The following is a 23,063-nucleotide window of genomic DNA, read 5'->3' as shown; positions in this document are numbered from 1 at the left end:
TTTATCACTAAATCGACTTGGCAGAAGCCAAGTCTTTTTAATAAAATGGAAATGAATGAGTAAAAGGGAGGAAACCATGAAAAAGATACTAGTGATTGATGATCATCCGGCTGTCATGGAGGGCACCAAGACGATTCTGGAAACGGACACGAATCTTTCTGTCGATTGCCTTAGTCCCGATGCCAGTGAACAATTCGTTCTTCGGCATGATTTTTCAGCTTACGATCTCATATTAATGGATTTAAATCTGGGTGATGACCTCAGCGGCATAGAGCTTTCCAAGAAAATCTTAAAAGAGAATCCTCTCTGCAAAATCATTGTTTACACAGGTTATGAGGTTGAAGATTATTTTGAAGAATCCATCCGCGCGGGTCTGCACGGTGCCATCAGCAAAACCGAGTCTAAAGAGAAAATCATGCAATACATATATCACGTGCTTAACGGACAGATTTTAGTTGATTTCTCCTATTTCAAACAGCTGTTGACCCAGCAAAAAACAAAAACGTCTTCTTCCCCTCAAAGTGAGCAGGATCGGTTAACACCGAGAGAGCGCCATATTCTTCAAGAGGTCGAAAAAGGTTTGACCAATCAGGAAATCGCCGATGCGCTTCACTTAAGCAAGCGGTCGATTGAATACAGCCTGACATCCATTTTTAACAAGCTGAATGTCGGCTCCCGTACAGAAGCGGTGCTGATCGCCAAGTCAGATAACGTACTATAAACCTTGAAAGGAGAATGACCTATGAATCTGAAAAATACATTGCTCGGCGCACTCGGCATTGAAATCACTGAAAACACGGCGGGAAGATGCGTCGCGGTTATGCCGGTGGATAAGAGGACGGTGCAGCCTTTCGGATATCTGCACGGAGGCGCATCAGCAGCGCTGGCGGAGACCGCAGCCAGTGTCGGGGCCCAGCATTTTATCGATCAGTCGTCACAGGCGTGTGTCGGACTTGAGATTAACGCCAATCATTTAAAATCCGTGAAAGAGGGCGGTACGGTCACGGCGATTGCGCAACCCGTTCATACAGGCAGAACAACCATTGTTTACGAGATTAAAATTTTTGATGAAAGAGAAAGGCTGATCTGTGTTTCCCGCTGCACGCTGGCTGTTATAACAAAATAAACAAACAGCCGGAACCCTGAATCGTCCGGCTGTTTGTTTTTACAAATATGAATCTTTTTTTCGTTTGATCACAAAGTTTCTGATCCCTTTATAATCATCCTGAACGCTTCTTTTATCAAGCGCCGCTCCTGAATTGTACGCCGCCCTGCAGATGAGGTGCGCCCCGACCGGAGCCGTCAGCAGGATAAAAATCATCCCGAGCAGTATTTTTACAGAAATTTCTCCGGTCAGCATCCACAAGTAACCCAAAACGCCGAGCAATATCAAATTAACGCCGAGTGTCGAGCCTTTTGAGGAGGCGTGGGCGCGTGTATACACATCAGGAAGCCTGAGTGTGCCGAAAGACGCGACCAGACAGATCAGCGATCCCATCAGAATACAAACGGCGACGGCCCATTTAACGATATCGATCATTTTCGATAATCTCTCCTTTCTCCAAAAACTTAGCGAAGGCAATCGTACCGATAAATGATAAAATGCCGAGCAGCAGAATGATGTCCAAAAAGGCCGTTGTTTTTATGAGAATGGATACAAGCGCGGTCATGGCAATCAGATTAATGCCGATCCCATCAAGCGCGACGACCCGGTCCGGTATCGTAGGCCCTTTAATGACGCGAATGACGTACAGAAGAGTCGAAACCGCCATAATGCCGAGCGATAATTGCAGAATAAACGTAAACATCAGCGGCTCACCTCCTGAATGGCTTTCTCAAAAGAGACACGGATGTCATGAATCGCTTTCTCCGCATCTTCAATGTCCATGGCGTGTATATAGAGAATCGACCGATCATCGGAGATATCCATCACAAGCGTACCCGGTGTTAAAGTGATCAACAGCGAGAGCAGCGTGATCTCCCAATCCTCCGTCAATTCCGTCTTAAACGCGAAAATACCCGGGCGGATGTTCATTTTCGGAGACATAATGGTTTTCAGCACGCTGACATTGGCCAGATATAATTCTTTTATAAAGATCAGCATCAGTTTGATGACTGACCATATTTTCCAAATATAAAACGGCTGCGAGAAGAAGCGCCGGAAAAAAAACAGCGCCGCCAAGCCCGCGATAAATCCGGTAATAAATCCCGCCGTGCTGAGGCTGTTTGTGAGAAACATCCAGCAAACAGCGAGAAACACATTTAATAATAGTTGAAAAGCCATGCCATCTACTCCTTCAAAACAGCTTCAATGTATTTTTCCGGATTCAGCAGATTCTCAGCCGTCTGATTGACATACGGTGAAACCCATTCGGTTCCGAGTCCGAACAGAAGCGACAATAGGAGAAAAGCGGCTGCCGGATAAAGAAGTCCTTTTGCGGACCGTCTTGCGGTGCCCGGTATTTCTTTTTCTTCTCCCCAAAAAGCGGTCGTAAAAACCTTCAGCACGGAGTACAGCACTAGCAGGCTTGACAGCAGAATCAATACGGAAAACAATGTTTCCCCCTTATCGAAACCGCCTTCCGCGATCTTCAGCTTGCCTACAAATCCGCTGAACGGCGGGATGCCGGCCAGAGATATGGCGGAGATAAAGAACATCCAGCCTAAAACCGGATAACGGGTGATCAATCCGCCCATTTTGTGCAGACTGGCAGTGCCTGTCAACGCGATAAGCGTGCCCGCCAGCATAAACAGGGCTCCTTTAATCAGCATATCGTGAATCAAGTAATACACCGCTCCTTGAATGGAGGCAGGCGTGTTCATGGCAATGCCGAACAAAATCACGCCGACGGCTGTAATAATATTGTAGATGACGATTTTCATGACATCCGAAAAGGCGATAGATCCGATTACGCCGAATAACACCGTCAGCATCGCAAGCCACATCATCAATTGGTGGGTAAAGCCTGTATCGTGAATAAAAATCAGGGTGAATACTCTCAAAATGGCATACAGGCCGACTTTCGTCAAAAGAGATCCAAATAAGGCTGAAATCGCAGCCGGCGGGGCGTAATAAGAGCCCGGCATCCAAAAATACAGCGGGAATATCCCGCCCTTTAAACCGAAAACGACGATAAACAGGACGCCGATGACGGTTATCAACCCGGTCTGGCCCGATTCGCTTATTTTTACGCTCAGATCAGCCATATTCAGCGTGCCCGTCACCGCATATAAGTAACCGACACCGATGACAAAAAACGCGGATGACACAATGTTAAATACGATATACTTCAATGATTCTCTTAATTGAATTTTCGTTCCGCCAAGCACGATCAGCATGTAAGACGCGATCAGCAGTAACTCAAAAAAGACGTACATGTTGAACAGATCACCCGTCAAAAACGCTCCGCTTACACCGGCCAGAAGAAACTGCACCCCTGAATAATAGAAAGCGCGCTCCCGTTTTTCTCCGATGGAGCGGAAGGAGTACAAAATGACAAGCAATCCGATGACCGCGGTTGTCAAAACAAGCAGTGCGGCGAGCTGATCTGCGGCGAGCACAATGCCGTACGGCGCTTTCCAGCCGCCGAGCGTCAGCGTCTGAATCCCGTGTGTAAAAACCGTCTGAACGAGAATGGCGCTGATGACGATGGAGACAGCGGAAGCGGCGGTGCTGAATATCCGCATCAGCATAATGTGCCTGTTCATAAAAATCAGCAGCACCGCGGCAAGCAGCGGCACCAGGATAGGCAATATCACAAAGTTATTCATGTTGATCATTTCCCCTCATTCGATCCATATCGTCCGATTTCAGTTCCTGATAGGCGCGAAACGCCATTACGAGCAGGAAGGACGTGACGCCGAACGAAATAACGATCGCCGTCAGTATGAGTGCCTGCGGCAGCGGATCGACAAACAATGTGCTTTTCCCGCCCAGTATGGGAGGGGCGCCTTTTTTCAGTCCGCCCATGGTCAGAAGCAGCAAATGGACGCCGTGGCTTAAAAGCGCGGTGCCGATAATCACGCGCAGCAGACTTTTAGAAAGCAGCAGGTAGGTTGCCGCCATAAACAAAATACCGGCTATGACAGACATTAAGATTTCCACTATTCTTCCTCTCCAATCGTTTGAATAATGGTCATCGTAACGCCGACAACAACGAGATACACACCTAAATCAAACAAAGTGGCCGTCGCAAGCTCCGTATTCCCAAGCACCGGGAGATGAAAATGGCCGAATGTATGGGTGAGAAAGGGCGCCCCGAATAAGAACGAACCTGCACCCGTCGCAATTGCGATAAGCAGACCCACGGCCGCTACATAAATAAAATTGACGGGCAAAATCGATTTGACGGTTTTTAAATCAAAGGCCAAAAGCAAAAGCACGATGGCCGAAGACGTAATCAGCCCGCCGACAAATCCTCCGCCGGGAGCGTTATGCCCCGCTAAAAATAAATAGAAAGAGAAAAGCAGAATGATAAAAGATACAAGCTTCGTAGCCGTCTGAAGGATGATGTCGTTTGTTTTTTGCTGTCTCAACGCTCTTCTCCCTCCTCTTTTACTTTCGTTCTGATCATGCTGTAAATGCCGAGTGCGGCAATCGACAGCACTGTGATTTCAAACATCGTATCAAATCCCCTGAAATCAACGAGGATGACGTTGACGATATTGTTGCCTCCCCCGAGCTTATGGCTGTAAGCGGTGAAAAAGGAGGCGATGCTGTCTTTTGTTTTTTCGCTGGAAGACGCGATCCCGAGCATTGTCACGATGACGCCGACGCCGAGAGAAATGATAAAATTCGTCATCCGGAATGTTCTTGTCTTCTTTTTCCGCCGCATTTTCGGCAGATGATAAAAACAAAGAAGAAACAAGGCGACGGATATCGTCTCAATGACAAGCTGTGTGAGCGCCAGATCGGGCGCTCTGAAAATCACGAAAAACAGCGCGAGCGTGTACCCGACAACACCGAGTGAGATAATGGCCGTCAGCCGCGATTTGGCAAACACAGTCGCCGCCGTCGCGCTCACCATAACGAGGGAGAGCACGATTTCATACAGGCCGATTTCAGCCATTCCTTTCGTTGTCACGGAAAAGCCGCCTTTCATCACAAACGCCGTTCCGATGAGAATGATAAACGCCGCAAAAGTATACAGCAGATAATCCCGCAAGAATCCGGTCATATAAGATGACGTCAGCTGATAAGATCTTTTTTCCATATTGCCCGTCACCGCATCGTAAAGCCGGTTCAATGACAGTTTTTTCGGAAACAGTCCGTACAGCCGCTCCCATTTAGACAGCGTCACGTAACCGATTGTGCCGACAATGATGATCCCGAGGGTCATCAATAACTCAGCCGTCACCCCGTGCCACTGGGAAATATGGACGTGGAATGTATCTCCGCCGGTTAACAGAGCCGGATAAATGGAATTCATCGCCGGTTCAATCAGGCTGTAGGACAAAACGTTCGGTGCGAAAAACAGACTGACGGCGCAAGCGGCAAGAATTACCGGCGAAATCAGCATGCCGAGCGGAGCTTCATGCGGCGTCTTTTCAAGCTGATCAGGTTTGCGCGCGCCTCTGAACGTTCTGAAAAACAGCTTCATGCTGTAGATAAAAGTGAAGACACTGCCGATCCATGCGAGAACGGGGAACAGCACGCCCCACGTATCAAGATTGAAAATATCTGCATGAGCAATCCGCAGCATGCTTGTAAAGAACATTTCTTTACTTAAAAAGCCGTTAAAAGGAGGGAGGCCCGCCATGGAAAACGTTCCGATCAATGAAACGGTGAACGTTACCGGCATGAGCGCCATCAGTCCTCCGAGCCTGCGGATATCCCGTGTCCCCGTTTCATGGTCGATAATGCCGACCACCATAAATAAACTTCCTTTAAAAGTAGCATGGTTTATTAAGTGAAACACAGCCGCGGTCACAGCCAACGTAAAATACTCTGAATGCTGATAATGAAGCGCGGCGGCTCCTGCACCGAGCATAGATACAATCATACCGAGCTGGCTGACTGTGGAAAAAGCCAGAATCGCTTTTAAATCGGTTTGTCTGACCGCGTTGAAGGAAGCCCATACCATCGTGATGAGACCGACTGAGGCAACCGTCCAAAACCAGACGGGTGAAAATGCAAAAATCGGGCTGAATCTGGCAATCAGATAAATACCCGCTTTCACCATTGTAGCCGAGTGCAGATAGGCGCTGACAGGAGTCGGCGCCTCCATGGCATCAGGCAGCCAGATGTAAAACGGAAACTGCGCTGATTTCGTAAAGGCTCCCAGTAACAGGAGAATCATCGCCGGAATAAAGAACGGATGGCCGGCAATAATATGCACCTGGTTGACCATTTCTCTGATACTGAATGAGTCTGTCATCAGATACAGCAGGATAAAGCCGCCGAGCATACACAGTCCGCCGCCGACGGTAATCAATAGTGATTTTTCCGCCCCGTAGCGTGATTTCTCCCGCTTATACCAATACCCGATTAATAAGAAGGATGACAGGCTTGTCAGCTCCCAAAACATATAAAGCACAATGACATTATCGACGAGCACAACGCCGAGCATCGCGCCCATAAACATCAGCAGGTACACATAAAAGGGGCCGAGCTTTTCTTTGTCCTTCGATAAGTAAAAAATGCTGTAAAGAGTCACCAAAGAGCCGATTCCCGTAATCAATAAAGCGAATAACAGCCCGAGTCCGTCAATATAAACGGTATAGTTAATGCCGAGGGACGGAATCCATTCGGCCGCATACCGGACGGTCTCTCCGGCCATTGTAATAGGGAGCTTGCTGATAAAGTAAACAAACAGCACAACGGGCAATATCAGCACAAACCAGCCTGTATGGACCCGTTTTACCCGTTTATAGAGAAAGGGAACGATAAATGCAAATAAAAAAGGCGCCAAAATCGCGAAATGTAACAGCTGCAACAAAAGACCTCCTTTGCTTGTTTTTCATCAAGCAACTGCTTTATGTAAGAGTGAACCAATCAATTCACGGTCATAGGACCCAGTACAAATTATATCGCACTTTTTTTTACCCTGCTACGGCATAATGTATTCCTCTCTGTATTTTTGTGGTCTTTTGAACCCAAAATAAATTTATCAAATTTCCTGATCTTTGTATATACTTTTATCTTTCAGATCAAGCTTTAAAAAAGGAGCTGGTCAGATGAAGAGAAAGGCGGCGGCCTGTATTGGAATATTTTGCTCTATTATCGCAGGAACATTCATAGCGGACGGTTTTTGCAAAGGACGGCAGCAGACGGAGGCAGATGAATGGGAGAGTTTTTTTCTCGGTGCGGAATACGCACACGGCAAGCTGAGTGCGGCTGAATCAATACAAACACCGTTTCAGCCGCGTGAGTATATAAGAATCGTCTATAAATGAAAAGAGTTCCGGCACCAGGGCGCGGAACTCTTTTTTGTGTGATGATCAGCGTTTTCCTTTAATGTAAGGGATGCCGTTGGCTTTAGGCGCATCAGCGCGGCCGATGAAGCCGGCAAGCGCGAGAATGGTCAGGATGTAAGGGGCCATCAGCATGTATACATTCGGAATGTCTTTGAACAGGGGCAAAAGCGAGCCGATAATGCTTAAACTTTGCGCAAATCCGAAGAACAGCGCCGCTCCGAGCGCGCCGATCGGATGCCATTTGCCGAAAACAAGAGCGGCAAGAGCGATAAAGCCTTGCCCGGAAATGGTAGAGTGCGTGAAATCAAGCGCGATCGTGGAAGCATATACACCGCCGCCGAGCCCGCCGAACAGCCCGCTGATCATGACGCCGATATAGCGCATGCCAAACACATTGATTCCCATCGTATCGGCCGCCATCGGGTGTTCGCCGACAGAACGGATACGGAGGCCGAACGGCGTTTTGAATAAAATAAACCAGGAAACAAAGGCCAGTACGATAGCTAAAATCGACGTATAATATACGTCAGAAAAGAAAATCTTTCCTAAAACCGGAATATCGCTTAACCCGGGGATGTTCGCTTTGTAAAAGGGCACGGGAATTTTATCAGTCTGAGCTTTTCCGTAAATCAGCTTGACGATAAACAGTGTCGCTCCTAATGCGAGCATATTGATCGCCACACCGGTTACCGTCTGGTCGGCACGGAAAGAAACCGCGGCAGCCGCGTGAATCAGCGAGAACAGCCCGCCCGCAATCATGGCGGCAGCCAAGGCAAGCCACGGAGCAGCGGCACCGAGCTCGCGTCCGAAAAATAAGTTGAACATGACGCTTGTAAAGGCGCCGATAATCATCAGTCCTTCCAGACCGATATTGACAACCCCTGATCTTTCGGAAAACACGCCGCCGAGAGCGGTTAAAATAAGCGGAGCCGCATATACGAGTGTTGCCGGGACAATAATGGATAAAATCTGCAGGAAGTCCACTTACTTCGCCCCCTTATTCTTCAATTTATCAAGGATGAGCCGGATGGCGTAGCTTGATGCCACAAATAAAATAATAATGGCGATGACGATGTCAACGACTTCAGAAGGCACGCCGGATTCAATCGGCATATTTAAGGCGCCGACTTTAAGGCCGCCGAGAAGACATGCCGCAAGAACCACGCCGATTGCCGTGCTGCCGCCGAGAAGCGCAACCGCGATGCCGTCGAATCCGACTCCGGTAAACGCGCCTTTAACCGCCGCATATTGAAAGGTTCCGAGTCCTTCCATCGCACCGGCCAGCCCCGCGAATGCACCGGAAATCATCATGGCGTACATCATATTTTTTCTGACGCTCATTCCGGCGTATTGTGCGGCGTGCTGGTTAAATCCCACAGCCCGGAATTCGAATCCGCTTTTTGTTTTATGAATAATAAACCACATGAAGACTGCCATGAAGAGAGCGATCAGAATGCCCCAGTGAAGGCGGGAGTAATCTGTCAGCTGCTCTAAAAACGGCGAGCGGAGCGACGCGCTTTCATGAATTTTGCCTGTTTTGTCCCGGTGATCGGTCATGACATCGGAAATGAGATAATTGGTTAAATGAAGAGCGATATAATTCATCATGATCGTGACAATCACTTCATGGACAAAAAAACGGGCTTTTAAAAATCCGGGAATCAGCCCCCAAATGCCTCCCGCGGCAGCAGCCGCCAATAACGCAAGCGGAAGGTGGATGTAAGCGGGGGCGTCAAAGGAAGTACCGACCCAAACCGCGGCGGTCCAGCCGACAAGGAGCTGTCCTTCAACACCGATATTGAACAGGCCGGTCCGAAATGCGAACGCCACAGCCAATCCGGACAAAATATAAGGCGTAATCTGCCGGATCGTTTCCCCGATGTAATACACCTCGCCGAAAATGCCGTTCCAAAGAGCCGAATACCCGCTTGCGACATTGTAGCCGCTTGCGAGCATGATGACTGCGCCCGCAGCCAAACCAAGGATGATCGCAATCAGCGGCACAGCCAGATGAGAAAGTCGATTAATCATGTATTTTCCCTGCCTCCATTTGCTTACTTCCCGCCATTAAAAGTCCGAGCTCCTGCTCGCTTGTTTCAAGCGGATTGACGTTTGCGATGATGCTGCCTTCAAAGATGACGGCGATGCGATCGCTGAGATTCATGATTTCATCAAGCTCAAAAGACAATAGCAGCACCGCTTTACCGGCGTCACGCTGCTCAATGAGCTTTTTATGGACGAATTCAATCGCGCCGACATCGAGTCCCCGCGTCGGCTGGGCCGCAATTAAAAGATCCGGATTTCTGTCCACTTCCCGCCCGATAATGGCCTTTTGCTGATTTCCTCCCGACAGCGCGCGCGCAGGCGTATATTCATCAGGCGTTCTGACGTCGTATTCTTCAATCAGGCTTCGCGCTTTGTCATAAATCGCGTGTTTATTTAATATGCCGAAAGAAGAGTAGGGCTTTTGATAATAACTTTGCAGCACGATATTTTCTCCGATCGGAAAATCAAGGACGAGCCCGTGTTTATGCCTGTCCTGCGGTATATGCCCGATTCCGGCTTCAGTCATTTTCCGCGGCGGCATGTTTTGCAACTGTCTGCCGTTTAATGTGATCGTGCCGGCATGTGTTTTTCTGAGACCTGTAATCGCCTCAATTAATTCAGACTGGCCGTTTCCGTCAACGCCCGCAATGCCGACGATTTCACCGGCTCTGACAGAGAGGGAGAGCTGTTTGACTGCCTCAACTCCGCGCGCGTCTTTAACCGTTACATCAGAAAGCGAAAGCACTTCTTGTTTCGGATCAGCCGGTTGTTTATCCGTTTTGAATGAAACTTCGCGCCCGACCATAAGGCTTGCCAGTTCATCTTGATCCGTCTGTGCGACATCGAGTGTTGTAATGCCTTTTCCTTTCCGGATGATGGTGACACGGTCGCAGACTTCCATAATTTCTTTTAATTTGTGGGTGATGAGGATAATTGATTTTCCTTCATTGACCAGGTTTTTCATAATCTGAATCAGTTCTTGAATTTCGTGCGGGGTCAGCACCGCGGTCGGTTCATCAAAAATGAGAATGTCGGCACCTCTGTAGAGGGTCTTTAATATTTCCGCCCGCTGCTGCATGCCGACAGAAATATCGGCAACTTTGGCTTCGGGATCAATCTGCAGGCCGTAACGGCCGGAAATATCGCGCACGTCCCGGGCGGCGCGCTTTCTGTCAATCCGGCCCAATGTTTTCGGTTCTTTTCCGAGAATAATATTTTCTGAGACGGTAAAGGTATCCACAAGCATAAAATGCTGGTGCACCATTCCGATGCCGAGATCATTGGCTTTGTTCGGGCTGTTGATGTGAACGCGTTCACCCCGCACCCGGATCTCGCCTTTTTCCGGCTGATACAGGCCGAATAAAACGTTCATGAGTGTCGATTTTCCCGCGCCGTTTTCACCGAGCAGGGCGTGTATTTCGCCTTTTTTTACTTGAAGCGTGACGTCATCATTGGCGACGATTCCCGGAAATTCCTTGCGTATATTAAGCATTTCAATGATATAATCCACCGATTTGACGCTCCTTTTTAGAGATGCTTTGATGAAAAAGAGCTTGGCAAAAGAAAAGCTGCAAAAGATGCAGCTTTTCCTTCACCGCTCTTTTCAAAAAAGAGAGGGGATAAGCACGAAAGTCTCCTTATCCCCTGATTCTTACTCAGCCTTGAAGGATTTCAATTCTTTTTCAGTTGAAGGGATCTCGAGTCCGTCCGCGATTTTCTTCTTCCAATCGTCTGTTGCTTTGATGACATCGTCAGAAAGGTTTTCCTTGTGATCCGAGATGCCGACTGCATCTTGCGCCAAACCGTATGTTAATGTTTTGCCGCCAGGGAATTTTCCGTCACTTGCTTTTTTCGTTAAGTCCTTCACGGCTGTATCCACTTTTTTGACCATTGATGTAAGTGTGACATTGTCTTTTGTGCCTTCGACTTGACCTTCGGCGTACTGGTCTTTATCAACACCGATGACCCATACGTTCCGCTTCGGATCTTCTTTTTTAAGATTTTTGGCTTCAGTGAAGACGCCCGTTCCCGTTGCGCCGGCCGCGTGATAAATGACGTCAACGCCCGATTTGTACATGCTTTCAGCCGTCGCCTTGCCGACATCGGCTTTGTCAAATCCGCCCGCATATTTCACTTCGACGACCGCTTTCGGATTTGCGGCTTGTACACCGGCGCGGAAGCCGATTTCAAATTTTTTGATCAATTCAGACTCCATTCCGCCCACGAATCCGACTTTTCCCGTTTTGCTCGATAACGCAGCGGCTGCTCCCACGAGGAATGAACCTTCCTGCTCTTTAAATGTAAGGCTCGCCACGTTGTCTTTTTTGACAACGGCGTCAATAATCGCAAAATTCGTGTCTTTGCGCTGATCGGCGATTTCGCTGATGGAATCCTGCATCAAATACCCGACTCCGTATATCAGGTCAAAGTGTTCCCGCGCTAATTTATTTAAGTTCGTTGTATAATCCGCATCTGATTTTGATTGAAGATAGTCAAAACCGCTTTTGCCTTTTGTAAGCCCTTTGTCTTTTCCGAATGCCTGGATGCCTTCCCAGGCGGACTGGTTGAATGATTTGTCATCGACGCCGCCGATATCTGTGACCATGCCGACGGTAAAGTTTTTGCTTCCGGAGCCGTTTGCTTTGTCACTTGAACCGCATGCGCTTAATATGGTTCCGGCAGCCGCGATGAGCGCCATCGCCATTCCGATTTTGCGTTTTTTCAAAGATATAACCCCCCTGTAAAATATGGCTGATGCTGTTCCTTTCACACTCGATTCACCGTCCCGGATACAGAATCGAAAAAACTTTCTGATAATAATGATGAGACGATCTCTCTTTTTCCCGCCTAAGCGGCTGTCTCTTCCGGGTTCGGGACTTATGGCTTACCTGAAAAGATCAGCTAACCAATCATAATTATCATTTTACCCGCCATAAATAAATAGAAATTTGCTTATTTTTAAAAAATATCAATTTTACGAACCCATTTCCTCATCTGGATAAATTATAGGAGGTTCCGCCGGGTCATTATTCTTATATAGCATTTTGTCACGGGGGATGACAGTAAAAAAGCACCGTTCACGGCGGAACGGCGCTTTTTGACATTATAAATATTGTTTTATGCTGCTGACATTGCCGGTGTTGATATGGTATTGAAAGACCGGTCTGCCGATCGTGCCGTACGCCATCTCTACGTTCAGCACTTGAGTATCCTCCAAAAATTTAAGGTATTTCCGGATGGAAACTTGTGAGATTTCAGTATGCTTGGCGAGATCTTCAGTGGTAAAAGAGCTGTCTCCGAAAGATTCGATGCTTGCCCAGATGAGTTTAAGCGTGCTTTTTGTCAGGCCCTTCGGAAGGTGAACTTTTTCAGCCGCTTCTTTCTTTTGAAAAAGCTCCGCATCCAATTCTTTCTGTGTCATGCTTCTGTGTGATTGATAAACCTTCTGCTTGCGTCTGTAGTCGGAAAGGGCGGTTTGAAAACGGTCAAACTCAAATGGTTTGATTAAATAATCGACGGCGCCGTACCGAAGCGTTTTTTTGATGACATCCAGCTCGCTTGCGGCTGAAATGACGATGACATCGACCGATTCATTTTGTTTGCGGATTTCCGTTAAAAGCTCAAGCCCGTTTTTTCCCGGCATGTAAATGTCAAGAAGGATGAGATCGATATGATGCTCGCTTAACACGTGCAGCGCGCTTTGAAAGGATGAAGCGATCCCTTTCAGCTGAAAGCCTTCAATCTGGCTGAGATAGCGTTTATTTAATTCACCCACCATGGGGTCGTCTTCAACTATGAGTACATTAATCATCATTTTCCTCCTTCGGTTCATACGGAATGCGAAGACTGAAAGTCGTTCCTTCATTCTTTTCACTTGTCACAATCATGTGGCCTTTTAAATTTTCTGTTGCCTGCTGGGTAAAATAGAGGCCGAATCCCCGGTTTGTTCCTTTCGTGGAATACCCCTGTTCAAAAATGCGGGTTTGGTCTTCGGCAGACATTCCGGCCCCGGTGTCCGTAATTTCTATATTAAGCTGGCGATCCTGAAACCGCATCGAACACGTAATGTTTTTTTTCGGCATCTGCGCCACCGCGTCAAGCCCGTTGTTTAACAGATTTCCGATAATCGTAATGAGCTCATGGATGACGGCAGGATCCGCCGCATTCGGAATCAGGCTGCCAAGCTGAATGTCCAGATCAGCGCCCTGTTCGCGTATGTAGCTTTGTTTTCCTAAAAGAAACCCTGCGAGAACCGGGCTTTTGACATCGCTTATAATTTCGCTTGTTTCCGTCTTTTGCTGAATAGCGATATCTTTAATATAAGTGCCGAGGTCATCGTATTCTTTTAACTGTACAAGTCCTAAAATGACATGGAGCTTATTCATGAATTCATGGGACTGTGCTCTTAACGCGTTTGCATACATTTTAACACCGGACAGCTGTTCTGCTAAATGTTTGACCTCCGTTTTGTCCCTGAAAGTGGCGATTGCTCCGACGGTTTGCCCCTTCAGATGAATCGGAACCTCATTAAAGACCAGCTCTAGGCCGTTAATGCGGATATCTCTGTCCTGAAGCGGTTTTTTCGTTTCAATCACCTGCTTCAGCCGGCTTTTCGGAAGAATATCGTTCACATCTTGATCGACCGGATTAGTCGGAATACCCATTTTAATAAAAAGGCGTTTCGCTTCCGCATTGGCAAGCTTAATTTTTCCCCGCGCGTCAACCGCCAGGATGCCCTCCTTCGTGGATTCGAGCATGGCGCTCCGCTCTTCCAGCAGGGTGGCGATTTCATAAGGCTCAAGACCGTACATGATGTTTTTGACGGTGCGGGCGACAATCACAGCTCCTATGACGCCGACAAAAATACTTACGCAGATAATGAAATAAAGCGGTCTCAAACTGTGGCTTACGACATCCTGTATTTTGTTCAGCGAAATCCCGACTGAAACGACGCCCACTTGTTTTTTATCTTTTCCATAGATCGGAACGAAGGCTCTCATGGATTTCCCGAGCGTTCCCGCTGATGTGCTCGTTTTGATATGGCCGTGCATCGCCGGCTGCTCGTCTCCGCCGGTGAATTTCTTCCCGATTTTATTTGCGTCGGGGTGGGTGAGGCGGATGCTGTTCATATCCATAACCACGACAAATTCGGTTCCTGTCGTATGCTGGACGTCCAATGTATAATCCCGGAGCTCTTTCAGCCCTTTTCTTGTTTGCAATGCCTGTGCGACACCCGGTGTTTCTGCGACCAGTTTTGCGGTGCGCAGCGCGGTTGTCCGTTCTTCTTCTTTCACGCGGTCTGCGGTCTGGACGCTGATGGTGAAAAAAGTGATACAAAGTGCGATCAGAACGACAATACAGACGAATATCGTTAATCGGGTTTGCAATTTTAATGTTTTTTTCATAACAGCCTTCCTTACGTTTATCATTCCCGCGTTCTACTTTACTCCGAAAAAGCCGGTTTGTGAAGATCGGGCTCATATTTCGTAAAAGTGAGGAAAAATGGAATTTTTTATCTTGTCAATGTGTTTTAAGTCCTCCATAATAAGTGAGGTAGATTATAGAAAGGGACTTATTATATGAAAAATACTTATTGGACGGGTTATTTTCCGCTCGTTGCGATTCTGCTTTTTAGTTCGTCATTATCCATTTCTACCTCGCTTTATGCCATGAAGATGCTTCAGTCGCTCGGCATGTATCAGGGGATGCTAGATTATTTCTCCGAGAAAGGGATCAGACTGGCGCTTTTTGCAGCGTTCGCCCTTGTGTATTTTATGCTTTTTTCGGCTTTAAAGCTGATTGCAAACACAGTAACAGAGCTGTCTCTTTTGTTTTTCACAAATGACCCTGAAGGGGACAACCTGAAAAAAATCAGATTAGGCTCTTTAATTTATGTAGGCGGAGGAATTCTTTCCTTTGCGCTTGTGCAGAATGGTTTCTGGATTGCGGCGTTATTTGCCGTCGTCACGCTCGTATATTTGATCTTCATGGTGTACAGAATCTATTCAACGCTCTCGATCGTTTCCCTGATCGGTTTTATATTGTTTGAGATTCTGTTTTGGTTTACTTTTGTTATCGGTATTTTGTACATTTTTATCAAGCTTTATAATAGCATAATGGCTAGCTTACCTGTGTAAGCTAGCCATTTTTGTTAAGACAGAAATCTGTTTTTGATCTCAGGGGAGGGGAGCATGCATGCTTCCCTTTTTCCGAACCATTTGTAACGTCGCCGGGCGATGAAAGAATAGGCTCTGTCCCTGAGGGGGCGGGGCACTGCGAAAAAAACCGAAGACAGCCGCCAGGCTCCGCGGAGATGACGGGCAACTTTCAATACCGCTTGGGATTTTCTGTATATCCGCCCGTTTTCGATAAAAATCATGCTGTCAAATTGTTCTGTCGGAAGTCCTTCTGATGCCAAAAGCTCACGGGCGGTATCTGATTGCAATGAAGCAAATGAGATCAGGCCGGCCGGATCGCGTTTAATGATGAATTGAACGGCGCCGTTGCATAAGTTGCAGACGCCGTCAAACAATAGTACGCGGTCCGGAAGCTGAGCTGGTTTCAAGGTGGATCCCCTCCGTTATCTTTAATAGGCTGCTTGCAGCGTGTTTTTCCAGATCGAAAGCTGAGGGCTTGCGTCATGAAGATATTCGACGCTTGACGGTGTATCCTTGCCGACCCATACCCCCATTGTATATGCATCCGTCAGGCCGACAAACCACATGTCGTGATAGTCATTTGACGTACCTGATTTTCCGCCGACGTATGGAGCTTTAAAGTTCGCTTTTTTTCCTGTTCCGCTTTTAACGACGGCTTTCATCATTTCTTTGATCTGCATGTTGGTCCGTACGCTGAAAACCTGCGTCGGCTGGTCTTTCCATTTTAATATCGTTTTTCCTTTTAAATCAGTCACTTTAGTAATCGCGTGACTCGGCGTATAAACGCCGTTGTTGCCGAACGTGGTGTACGCATTGGTCATTTCAAGAGGCGTCATCCCGTTTGTAAAACCGCCCAGCGCCGCAGGCAGACGGTAATCCGCGCTGACCAGCTTCGCGAAATGAAACGGTTCAAGGTAGCTGAACGCCTTATTGACGCCCACGCGGTCCATAATTCTGATGGCCGGTGTGTTGTACGAGTATTTAAACGCCGTTTCCAGCGTTACCGTGCCGTACGTGCGGTTATTGTAGTTTTGCGGGCAGTAATCCGCACTGCAGAATTTGCTTGCGTCAATCTTGCTGTTTGGCGTGGCGCCGGTCTTTTCAATGTAAGGCCCGTAATCAAGCAGCGGCTTAATGGAAGAACCGGGCTGTCTGTAAGCTTGATAGGCACGGTTGAAATCATATTTATGATAATCTTTCCCGCCAGAAAGTGCGATAATCTGATGCGTCTGATGATTAATCACGGCCGCTCCGCCCTGAACGCCTGCATACGGCAGATTTTGATTCACTTGGGCGACGACCTGATTTTGCATATACGGATTCAGCGCCGTATAAATCTTCACACCGTCTTTCAACAGCGTGCTGACTCTTTCGGAAAGCTCGCTCTGAATTTTTTGTTTCGCCTTTCCGGAAGCTTTTTCAAGACGTTTGTCATAGCCTTCAGATGATGAAACAAGCTGTGTGAATTCATCATTTACATAGGAAACATAGTCAGGATATTTGTTTGTTTTTTCGTTTATATCAAGTTTGATATGTTCCTTTTCGGCTTTTTTAAGCTGTTTTCCGGATATGACGCCTGCTTTTTTTAATCCGTTAAGCAATCTGACTTGTCGTTTTTTCGTATAGTCAAAATGCTTGAGAGGATCATATAATGTAGGGTTATTAGGGATGGCGCAGATGAAAGCCATTTCTCCCAGGGTGAGAGATTTCAGCGGCTTGCTGAAATAAAATTGTGCCGCCGAACCGACACCGTATACCCCGTTATTAAAATAAATCGTATTTAAGTAGCCTTCTAAAATCTCATCTTTGCTGTATTTTTTCTCAAGCTGATAGGAATAGGCCAGCTCCGTCAGTTTTCGGCTGAAGGTGCGTTCATGGCTTAAATACACGTTCCTTGCCAGCTGCTGGGTGATGGTGCTGGCGCCCTGGTCAATTTTATGATCTTTGAAATTGGAGGCGGCTGCCCTGACCATCCCCATAAAATCAAACCCTTTATGCTCATAAAAATGACGGTCCTCAGAGGTCAAAAACAGCTGTTTTACCTCATTCGGTATTTTATTGAAGGGCACGATTACGCGGTTCTCATGATCGCTGACAATTTCAGAAACAAGGCTTCCGTCCCTGTCATACATGTAACTGTTTTGAACCAGATTGATTGCTTTTAAATCAATATGGTTATCGAGCACCTGATCAAAAGGCTTGATTTGTTTTACCTCTTTGCCGGAAGCAATAACTGTAAATGCAAACAACGGGATAATGCCAAGCAGCAAAATCCATCCGATTATTTTACGTACCATGGTCACTCTCTTTTCTCCTGATTTCTAGCCATATCGTATCATTCTTTTAAGAATACGAGAAGGTTAAATTTAGAAGAAATCGTGATTGCTGATCGGTCAGCCCGCATTTGACGCTGTATCCTTTTGCAGATGTCCGGCCATCCATAAAAGTCCCGCGCCTGCCAAAAAGAGAAAGGCGGTGACGTAGAAAGCAGCCGAAATGGAAAAACCGCTCGATACCGCGCCTCCGAGCAGAGGGCCGAGCACATTTCCGAGAAACCGAAAGCTGACGTTATAGCCGAGCACCTCACCCTGAATGCTGCCCGGCGCCCTGACGCGGATCGCTGCCGTAATGCAGGGCAGCGTGCCGCCCATGACCATGCCGAACAGAAATCTGAAGACTAAAAGGATGGAGAGAGAGGAGGCGAGCGCCTGCGGAATAAAAAACACCGCTGATGCGATCAAAAGCACGATTAAGATCCGGCTGTGGCCGAAGCGGTCGCCGAAGTCTCCCCATTTCCGGGCAAGCAATAAGCTTCCGAGTCCGGTAGCTGAAAACGCCATTCCGGAGAAAAAAGCTAAATTAACAGGCCCGTGCAGCTCATTGACATATAAAGCAAGCAGCGGCTGAATGCTGAAATTGCCGGTTTGCACGATCATGGTAAGCACCATCATCGCCCAAAGCGCGGGCTGGTGAAAAATATAGGAGAGCACCTGTTTTCTGGAATAGGTTTTCCGCTTGCTTTGTTTCTCGCCGAGCGGCTGCTCGTTGACCTGAAATAAAACGAGCAGCACGGATGCGAAAATGACAAAGGACGTAATAAAAAACGTGTACGTAAACCCGAAGCTGTCAGCGAGCAGCCCGCCCAGCATCGGTCCGAATAAAGTGCCTGACACCTGACCCATCTGCAAGGTGCCGAGTGTTTTCCCGGCAGTTTCTTTCGGCGTCTGCGCCGAAATCATGGCAAGCGATGTCGGAACAAAGCCTGTCACGAGGCCCATTAGCAGCCGCAGGACAAACAGCTGATAAACCGATGTCACAAACCCCATTAATAAAATGCTTGCGGCAATGCCGGTTCCTGTAATCAAAAGAATTTTTTTGTAGCCTTGCTTATCGCCGAATCTTCCCCAAAACGGAGAAATCACAAACGCCATTAAAAACGTGACGCCGAACACATACCCGCTCCATCTCTGCACATACCCGCCGGAGTGGGGGCTGATCGATTCGATATACAGCGAAAGAAACGGAACAATCATGGTCATGCTGGCGGAAACAAAGAAATTTGTAATCCAAATGACGACGAAGTTCTTCTTACGGACAGAAATAACATCACCTTCTTTACTTTTCGTGTGTCTAATAATAAGTATATAGGAATGAATTCGGTATTTGTATTTTTGATGCGGATATAGGAAAATTCATTATTTTTAGAAAATGAAGAAAGTTTCAGAGGGGAAACTGATATACTATCATAAAATATCATTTTTGATCGGAGGAAAGGCAGGTGTAAAAAAAGTGGATCAGCGCAGTCTGCTCATTATTGATTTCGAATTTACGATGCCTGACGGAAAATACAGCCCGCAAAATTTCTTTCCCGAGATTATTGAAGCGGGGATTGTCAAAACGGTGGATGACGAAGTGGCTGAAACGTTTTCAAGTTATATCAAACCGAAAAAATTTCCGAAGCTGACGAAACGGTGCAAAACCTTTCTGAACATCACTCAAGAAGACGTGGACGGCGGAATCACGTTTAATGAATTCATCCGCAAATTAAATGAGCTTGATCCTGATAAAAACTGCACGATCGTCACCTGGGGCAATATGGACATGAAAGTGTTAAAGCAAAATTGCATGTTTAACCACATCCCTTTTCCATTTAAAGGAGAACTCCGGGATCTGTCCCTTGAATACAAAAACTTCTTCGGTGACAGAACATTGACGGGCCTGTGGAAAGCGGCTGAAGAGTACGGCGATAAAGGGACGGGTACGCATCATAAAGCGCTGGATGATGCGATGACGACTCACAAGTTATTCAAGCTTGTCGAGCGCGATAAACAATATCTTGAAAAACCGCAACCTCCGACGATCGGCGATCGCGTCGATCTGACTGAACTGTTTCGCCGGGCCACATAAAAAAACCCAATCATGCCGACTGGGTCAAAGTTCTTTAAAATAGTCACGCTCTAACACGGCCAAGCTGGCGAGCGATCGTTTCGCCCATTCTGAGCCGTCCGCTGTGAGCTGATCTTTCAGCCGGGCAGCCGCAGCCTGTAAGGAAGCCGTATAATCAGGCACTTCACCTTCAAACGGTTTGACCATCTGGTGCGGTATGTTTGTCTGTTCCCCGTATGCAAGCGCTCTTCTTTCATGAAAAAACGGAACATCCGCCTGCTTCGGATGATGAAGATCTCCTTGAGCGGGATGCGTCAGAACGGCTTTAATTTTTACTAAATAGTGCTTAGGCCTGACGTCTGTCACTTCCCCTATGTATGCTCCTGTTTTATAAAACCCTTTTACGATTGTGCCGATTTCAAATGAATCCATAGCGTTCACCTCTCTGCTTATTCTATAAAAGATCAGCGCGATTGGCTAGTGAACAGCTGCCGGAAGCCTGACGGAGGCCGTTGTGCCCGAGTGCTCGCCGCTGGTGAAATAGACGGAGCCTTCATGATGCTGAATAATCGAGAATGTCACAGTAAGTCCGAGCCCGGTGCCGTTAGTCTTCAGTGTATAATACGGCTTGCCGAGTTTCTGAAGTTCGTCGTCGGACATGCCGATTCCGTTATCCGTAATCTGAATGAGAATCATCTGTTCCTGTTTTTGAACGGAGACCTCGATTCGGCCGTTTTCAGAAGGCACAGCTGTTTCAGTTTTTTTATGTCCCCGTACACATATAAATCCGGCTCGCTTCGAACCGTCACCGATTTAAAATTGGCGTATGACTCCATTAAGGAACTCGTTTCCTTCACGAGCAGAGAAATATCAAACCTTTCCTTTTCATAATCATCCTGCTTCGCCATATCCAGATAATTCGTTATGATCGTCTGAGCCCGGTCGAGTTCGGACAGCACAAGCTTCTGATACCCGGAGTGTGATTTGTCCTGAAGCTGTTCGCCGCTGAACAGCAGCTGCACAAAACCTCTGACGACTGTAAGCGGATTGCGGACTTCATGGGCGACGCTCGCTGCAAGCTCACTGACGACAGCCATTTTTTCTGAGTGTATCAGCCTTGCCCGCATGGACGCATTCTCATCAATGATCTCAATCAAATAAATGCACAGCACCAGGGCGCTGACCTGAAAAAATACGGATATTGCCGCCTCGTAATAAATAGAAGATAGATTTTGAAAATTGAAAATATTGGTTACGGAATAGATGAAGACAGCTGCGGTTAATAGGACGGCTTCAGTGCAGCCGATGAGAAGAGCGAAAAGCAGTTTCTTCCGCTTTGAAAAAAAAGGCCATTTCGATTGGAGCCGGATAGGAATGATGATTAAAAAAGGAATTAAGGATAAGAAAAAAAGAGCGGAAGGTTCAAACCATATGAGCTGAGAAAAAACGGATACTGCCCCTGCGGCAAGTCCTGCGGCAGTTCCGGAATAAAGCAGGCAGACGATAATGGGAATCAGCTGCAATCCGTAACGGACGGTATGAAGTTCCTGGATGGGAAATGCCGTACATAATAATGAAGATGACGCTGCAAATACGGCGACCAGCAGGCGGTTCGCTCTCGGCACAAGCAAATCAGGCTTGCTGAGCCAGAAGACTTGATAAAGAAAAATAGGGAATAGTATAAAAGAGAAGTGAAGCAGGTAATCCTTTACAATCTCCATTTATGCGAAATCCTTTCCTATGTAAATATGAATCTATTATAACATCTTTACCGGCAAAAAAAGTATATTTTTTCTCTAAAGAGAACGCCCTTATCTCTTCGGATAAAGGCGTTCTTTCGGCTGCTAAGCGAGCGCTGCTTTGATTCTCTCAAGCCCTTCTTTTACGGCGGCGGCCGAACAGCCGACATTGAGTCTCATAAATCCTTCGCCGCCGGGTCCGTATTTCGTTCCCGGTTCTAAAATGATTTTCCCTTTTTTGAGCATTCTTTCTCTGAGCTCTGCGTCCGAAAACCCGTATTCGCTGAAATCCATCCAGATCAAATAGGAGGCGTCAGGCTTCATCATGCGGACTTTCGGCAATTCTTTTCTTAAAAAGTCTTCAGCCAATTTCATATTTCCCTCAATGTAAGGGATCAGCGCATCGAGCCAAGGGCCCCCCTTTGTATAGGCGGCTTCGATTGCTGCAACCGCAAATGTGTTGAGGTTGGAAATTCCGTTCTGATGCAATGCGGCGGAGAATTTCACCCGCTTATACCGATCGGGAATGATAATGGCGGATGCCTGAATGCCGGCGATATTAAACGTCTTGCTCGGCGCGACACAAGTAACGGAAATCCGCGCAAAATCCTCAGACAGAGAAGCAAATGGCGTATGCGGCTTTCCGTACAGCATCAAGTCGGAATGTATTTCGTCAGAAACGACGGTGACGTTATGGGCGGCGCACAGCGATCCGAGCTTCAAAAGCTCATCCCGGCTCCACGCTCTCCCGGACGGATTGTGCGGATTGCAAAGAATCATCAGCTTAACCTCAGAATCGCTCAGCTTTTTCTCAATATCCTCAAAATCCATGCAGTAGATTCCGTTTTCTTCCCGTAATGGGTTATGTAAAACCCGCCGTTTGTTTTCCTCGATCATCTGATAAAAAGGCGTATACACGGGTGACTGGATCAAAACCGGATCTCCCGGTTCGGTAAAGGCCTGTACGGCCATGCTGATCGCCGTGACAACCCCGGAGCTGAACACGATGCTTGCGGGATCGGGCCGGTAGCCGTGCCGAGTATGAAGCCATGAAGCGACGGCTTCTCTTGTATTTTCGTCAGGAGACGTATAACCGAATATCCCGTGGTCAAGGCGGGCTTTTAAGGCTTCAGTGACCGCTTCGGGAGCTCGGAAATCCATATCGGCCACCCACATCGGAAGTGCGTCCGATACGCCGAATAACGCTTCTGCCGTGTCCCATTTCACCGATTGTGTGCCAAGCCGGTTTTCTCGAAGGTCAAAGTTCATGTATGTCACTCCTGTAGTATCATTATTTTCACAGTGTATCTATGGTAAA

The 23,063-nt window shown here is 47.3% G+C and carries 23 protein-coding genes and 1 pseudogene; 5 read left to right on the top strand and 19 right to left on the bottom strand.

Annotated features, from left to right (window positions below):
* Positions 1–76: 76 nt before the first annotated feature.
* Together ACW5MY_RS14560 and ACW5MY_RS14555 are read left to right on the top strand one after the other, a co-directional pair.
* Positions 77–721 carry a response regulator transcription factor gene (locus ACW5MY_RS14560; protein WP_014472195.1) on the top strand — a complete coding sequence of 215 codons (645 nt, stop codon included), beginning with the start codon at positions 77–79 and terminating at the stop codon, positions 719–721.
* Positions 722–742: 21 nt separating this feature from the next.
* On the top strand, positions 743–1,126 hold the full coding sequence (locus ACW5MY_RS14555; protein ID WP_013353393.1) for a hotdog fold thioesterase: 384 nt from the start codon (positions 743–745) through the stop codon (positions 1,124–1,126).
* A gap of 39 nt (positions 1,127–1,165) precedes the next feature.
* Here the strand turns inward: ACW5MY_RS14555 and mnhG are convergent, their stop codons facing one another.
* From mnhG to ACW5MY_RS14520, 7 genes are read right to left on the bottom strand one after another with little or no spacing between them, the layout of a single operon-like run.
* Positions 1,166–1,540, bottom strand: coding sequence for a monovalent cation/H(+) antiporter subunit G (gene mnhG / locus ACW5MY_RS14550; protein WP_013353392.1), 375 nt, complete (start codon positions 1,538–1,540; stop codon positions 1,166–1,168).
* The gene (locus ACW5MY_RS14545; RefSeq protein WP_013353391.1) at positions 1,524–1,808 is read right to left on the bottom strand and encodes a Na(+)/H(+) antiporter subunit F1; all 285 of its coding nucleotides are present in this window, start codon (positions 1,806–1,808) and stop codon (positions 1,524–1,526) included. The genes mnhG and ACW5MY_RS14545 overlap by 17 nt, the downstream gene beginning before the upstream one ends.
* Positions 1,808–2,284 (bottom strand): Na+/H+ antiporter subunit E, encoded by a 477-nt coding sequence (locus ACW5MY_RS14540; protein ID WP_013353390.1) that lies wholly within the window; start codon positions 2,282–2,284, stop codon positions 1,808–1,810. Before ACW5MY_RS14540 ends, ACW5MY_RS14545 begins: the two co-directional genes overlap by 1 nt.
* Positions 2,285–2,289: 5 nt before the next feature.
* The gene (locus ACW5MY_RS14535; RefSeq protein ID WP_013353389.1) at positions 2,290–3,771 is read right to left on the bottom strand and encodes a Na+/H+ antiporter subunit D; all 1,482 of its coding nucleotides are present in this window, start codon (positions 3,769–3,771) and stop codon (positions 2,290–2,292) included.
* Positions 3,764–4,105: a Na(+)/H(+) antiporter subunit C gene (locus ACW5MY_RS14530; RefSeq protein WP_013353388.1), complete on the bottom strand. Its 342-nt coding sequence runs from the start codon at positions 4,103–4,105 to the stop codon at positions 3,764–3,766. The genes ACW5MY_RS14535 and ACW5MY_RS14530 overlap by 8 nt, the downstream gene beginning before the upstream one ends.
* Positions 4,105–4,536 (bottom strand): Na(+)/H(+) antiporter subunit B, encoded by a 432-nt coding sequence (locus ACW5MY_RS14525; RefSeq protein WP_013353387.1) that lies wholly within the window; start codon positions 4,534–4,536, stop codon positions 4,105–4,107. The genes ACW5MY_RS14530 and ACW5MY_RS14525 overlap by 1 nt, the downstream gene beginning before the upstream one ends.
* Entirely contained in the window at positions 4,533–6,935 is a 2,403-nt protein-coding gene (locus ACW5MY_RS14520; RefSeq protein ID WP_014470898.1) for a Na+/H+ antiporter subunit A, read from the bottom strand. Before ACW5MY_RS14520 ends, ACW5MY_RS14525 begins: the two co-directional genes overlap by 4 nt.
* Before the next feature lie 241 nt (positions 6,936–7,176).
* Here ACW5MY_RS14520 and ACW5MY_RS14515 point away from each other — a divergent pair, with 241 nt between their 5' ends.
* On the top strand, positions 7,177–7,395 hold the full coding sequence (locus ACW5MY_RS14515; RefSeq protein WP_013353385.1) for a hypothetical protein: 219 nt from the start codon (positions 7,177–7,179) through the stop codon (positions 7,393–7,395).
* A gap of 45 nt (positions 7,396–7,440) precedes the next feature.
* Here ACW5MY_RS14515 and ACW5MY_RS14510 read toward each other — a convergent pair whose 3' ends face one another.
* From ACW5MY_RS14510 to malK, 6 genes are all read right to left on the bottom strand, one after another.
* Positions 7,441–8,400, bottom strand: a complete 960-nt coding sequence (locus ACW5MY_RS14510) for an ABC transporter permease (RefSeq protein WP_013353384.1) — start codon at positions 8,398–8,400, stop codon at positions 7,441–7,443.
* Positions 8,401–9,447 (bottom strand): ABC transporter permease, encoded by a 1,047-nt coding sequence (locus ACW5MY_RS14505; RefSeq protein ID WP_013353383.1) that lies wholly within the window; start codon positions 9,445–9,447, stop codon positions 8,401–8,403.
* Positions 9,440–10,972, bottom strand: a complete 1,533-nt coding sequence (locus ACW5MY_RS14500; RefSeq protein WP_013353382.1) for an ABC transporter ATP-binding protein — start codon at positions 10,970–10,972, stop codon at positions 9,440–9,442. Before ACW5MY_RS14500 ends, ACW5MY_RS14505 begins: the two co-directional genes overlap by 8 nt.
* A gap of 141 nt (positions 10,973–11,113) precedes the next feature.
* Positions 11,114–12,187: a BMP family lipoprotein gene (locus tag ACW5MY_RS14495; protein ID WP_013353381.1), complete on the bottom strand. Its 1,074-nt coding sequence runs from the start codon at positions 12,185–12,187 to the stop codon at positions 11,114–11,116.
* A 378-nt stretch (positions 12,188–12,565) separates the two neighbouring features.
* Positions 12,566–13,273, bottom strand: coding sequence for a response regulator (locus ACW5MY_RS14490; RefSeq protein ID WP_013353380.1), 708 nt, complete (start codon positions 13,271–13,273; stop codon positions 12,566–12,568).
* Positions 13,266–14,867, bottom strand: a complete 1,602-nt coding sequence (gene malK, locus ACW5MY_RS14485; RefSeq protein WP_289393857.1) for a malate sensor histidine kinase MalK — start codon at positions 14,865–14,867, stop codon at positions 13,266–13,268. Before malK ends, ACW5MY_RS14490 begins: the two co-directional genes overlap by 8 nt.
* Before the next feature lie 174 nt (positions 14,868–15,041).
* Between malK and ACW5MY_RS14480 the strand changes: the two genes are divergently transcribed.
* Positions 15,042–15,599 carry a YufK family protein gene (locus ACW5MY_RS14480; protein WP_013353378.1) on the top strand — a complete coding sequence of 186 codons (558 nt, stop codon included), beginning with the start codon at positions 15,042–15,044 and terminating at the stop codon, positions 15,597–15,599.
* A 14-nt stretch (positions 15,600–15,613) separates the two neighbouring features.
* On the opposite strand, the gene ACW5MY_RS14475 is transcribed toward ACW5MY_RS14480, so the two are convergent.
* The 3 genes from ACW5MY_RS14475 to ACW5MY_RS14465 all read right to left on the bottom strand — a co-directional run bounded on the left by ACW5MY_RS14475 (position 15,614) and on the right by ACW5MY_RS14465 (position 19,258).
* Positions 15,614–16,027 carry a thiol-disulfide oxidoreductase DCC family protein gene (locus tag ACW5MY_RS14475; protein WP_013353377.1) on the bottom strand — a complete coding sequence of 138 codons (414 nt, stop codon included), beginning with the start codon at positions 16,025–16,027 and terminating at the stop codon, positions 15,614–15,616.
* 21 nt (positions 16,028–16,048) lie between these two features.
* Positions 16,049–17,923, bottom strand: coding sequence for a transglycosylase domain-containing protein (locus tag ACW5MY_RS14470; protein ID WP_013353376.1), 1,875 nt, complete (start codon positions 17,921–17,923; stop codon positions 16,049–16,051).
* Between the two features lie 90 nt (positions 17,924–18,013).
* Positions 18,014–19,258: an MFS transporter gene (locus tag ACW5MY_RS14465; protein ID WP_076983678.1), complete on the bottom strand. Its 1,245-nt coding sequence runs from the start codon at positions 19,256–19,258 to the stop codon at positions 18,014–18,016.
* Positions 19,259–19,409: 151 nt separating this feature from the next.
* On the opposite strand from ACW5MY_RS14465, the gene kapD reads away from it, so the two are divergent.
* On the top strand, positions 19,410–20,027 hold the full coding sequence (gene kapD, locus ACW5MY_RS14460) for a 3'-5' exonuclease KapD (protein ID WP_061573660.1): 618 nt from the start codon (positions 19,410–19,412) through the stop codon (positions 20,025–20,027).
* Positions 20,028–20,051: 24 nt separating this feature from the next.
* Here the strand turns inward: kapD and kapB are convergent, their stop codons facing one another.
* From kapB to ACW5MY_RS14445, 3 genes and pseudogenes are all read right to left on the bottom strand, one after another.
* Positions 20,052–20,438 carry a kinase-associated lipoprotein KapB gene (gene kapB, locus ACW5MY_RS14455; RefSeq protein ID WP_013353373.1) on the bottom strand — a complete coding sequence of 129 codons (387 nt, stop codon included), beginning with the start codon at positions 20,436–20,438 and terminating at the stop codon, positions 20,052–20,054.
* Between the two features lie 45 nt (positions 20,439–20,483).
* Positions 20,484–21,727 (bottom strand): annotated as a pseudogene (locus ACW5MY_RS14450) (ATP-binding protein).
* Positions 21,728–21,850: 123 nt separating this feature from the next.
* Entirely contained in the window at positions 21,851–23,014 is a 1,164-nt protein-coding gene (locus ACW5MY_RS14445; protein ID WP_013353371.1) for a MalY/PatB family protein, read from the bottom strand.
* Between the last annotated feature and the right edge of the window lie 49 nt (positions 23,015–23,063).

The organism is Bacillus sp. Bwzl_19 (genome assembly GCF_054900515.1).
This window is presented reverse-complemented; position numbering and strand designations above follow the sequence as displayed.

Bases quoted from the DNA above. Each gene is read 5' to 3' on its own strand.
- malK (WP_289393857.1), bottom strand. From the start codon at position 14,867: ATGAAAAAAACATTAAAATTGCAAACCCGATTAACGATATTCGTCTGT.
- ACW5MY_RS14490 (WP_013353380.1), bottom strand. From the start codon at position 13,273: ATGATTAATGTACTCATAGTTGAAGACGACCCCATGGTGGGTGAATTA.
- ACW5MY_RS14535 (WP_013353389.1), bottom strand. From the start codon at position 3,771: ATGAATAACTTTGTGATATTGCCTATCCTGGTGCCGCTGCTTGCCGCG.
- ACW5MY_RS14540 (WP_013353390.1), bottom strand. From the start codon at position 2,284: ATGGCTTTTCAACTATTATTAAATGTGTTTCTCGCTGTTTGCTGGATG.
- ACW5MY_RS14445 (WP_013353371.1), bottom strand. From the start codon at position 23,014: ATGAACTTTGACCTTCGAGAAAACCGGCTTGGCACACAATCGGTGAAA.
- ACW5MY_RS14515 (WP_013353385.1), top strand. From the start codon at position 7,177: ATGAAGAGAAAGGCGGCGGCCTGTATTGGAATATTTTGCTCTATTATC.
- ACW5MY_RS14545 (WP_013353391.1), bottom strand. From the start codon at position 1,808: ATGTTTACGTTTATTCTGCAATTATCGCTCGGCATTATGGCGGTTTCG.
- kapB (WP_013353373.1), bottom strand. From the start codon at position 20,438: ATGGATTCATTTGAAATCGGCACAATCGTAAAAGGGTTTTATAAAACA.
- ACW5MY_RS14480 (WP_013353378.1), top strand. From the start codon at position 15,042: ATGAAAAATACTTATTGGACGGGTTATTTTCCGCTCGTTGCGATTCTG.
- mnhG (WP_013353392.1), bottom strand. From the start codon at position 1,540: ATGATCGATATCGTTAAATGGGCCGTCGCCGTTTGTATTCTGATGGGA.
- ACW5MY_RS14560 (WP_014472195.1), top strand. From the start codon at position 77: ATGAAAAAGATACTAGTGATTGATGATCATCCGGCTGTCATGGAGGGC.
- ACW5MY_RS14505 (WP_013353383.1), bottom strand. From the start codon at position 9,447: ATGATTAATCGACTTTCTCATCTGGCTGTGCCGCTGATTGCGATCATC.
- ACW5MY_RS14555 (WP_013353393.1), top strand. From the start codon at position 743: ATGAATCTGAAAAATACATTGCTCGGCGCACTCGGCATTGAAATCACT.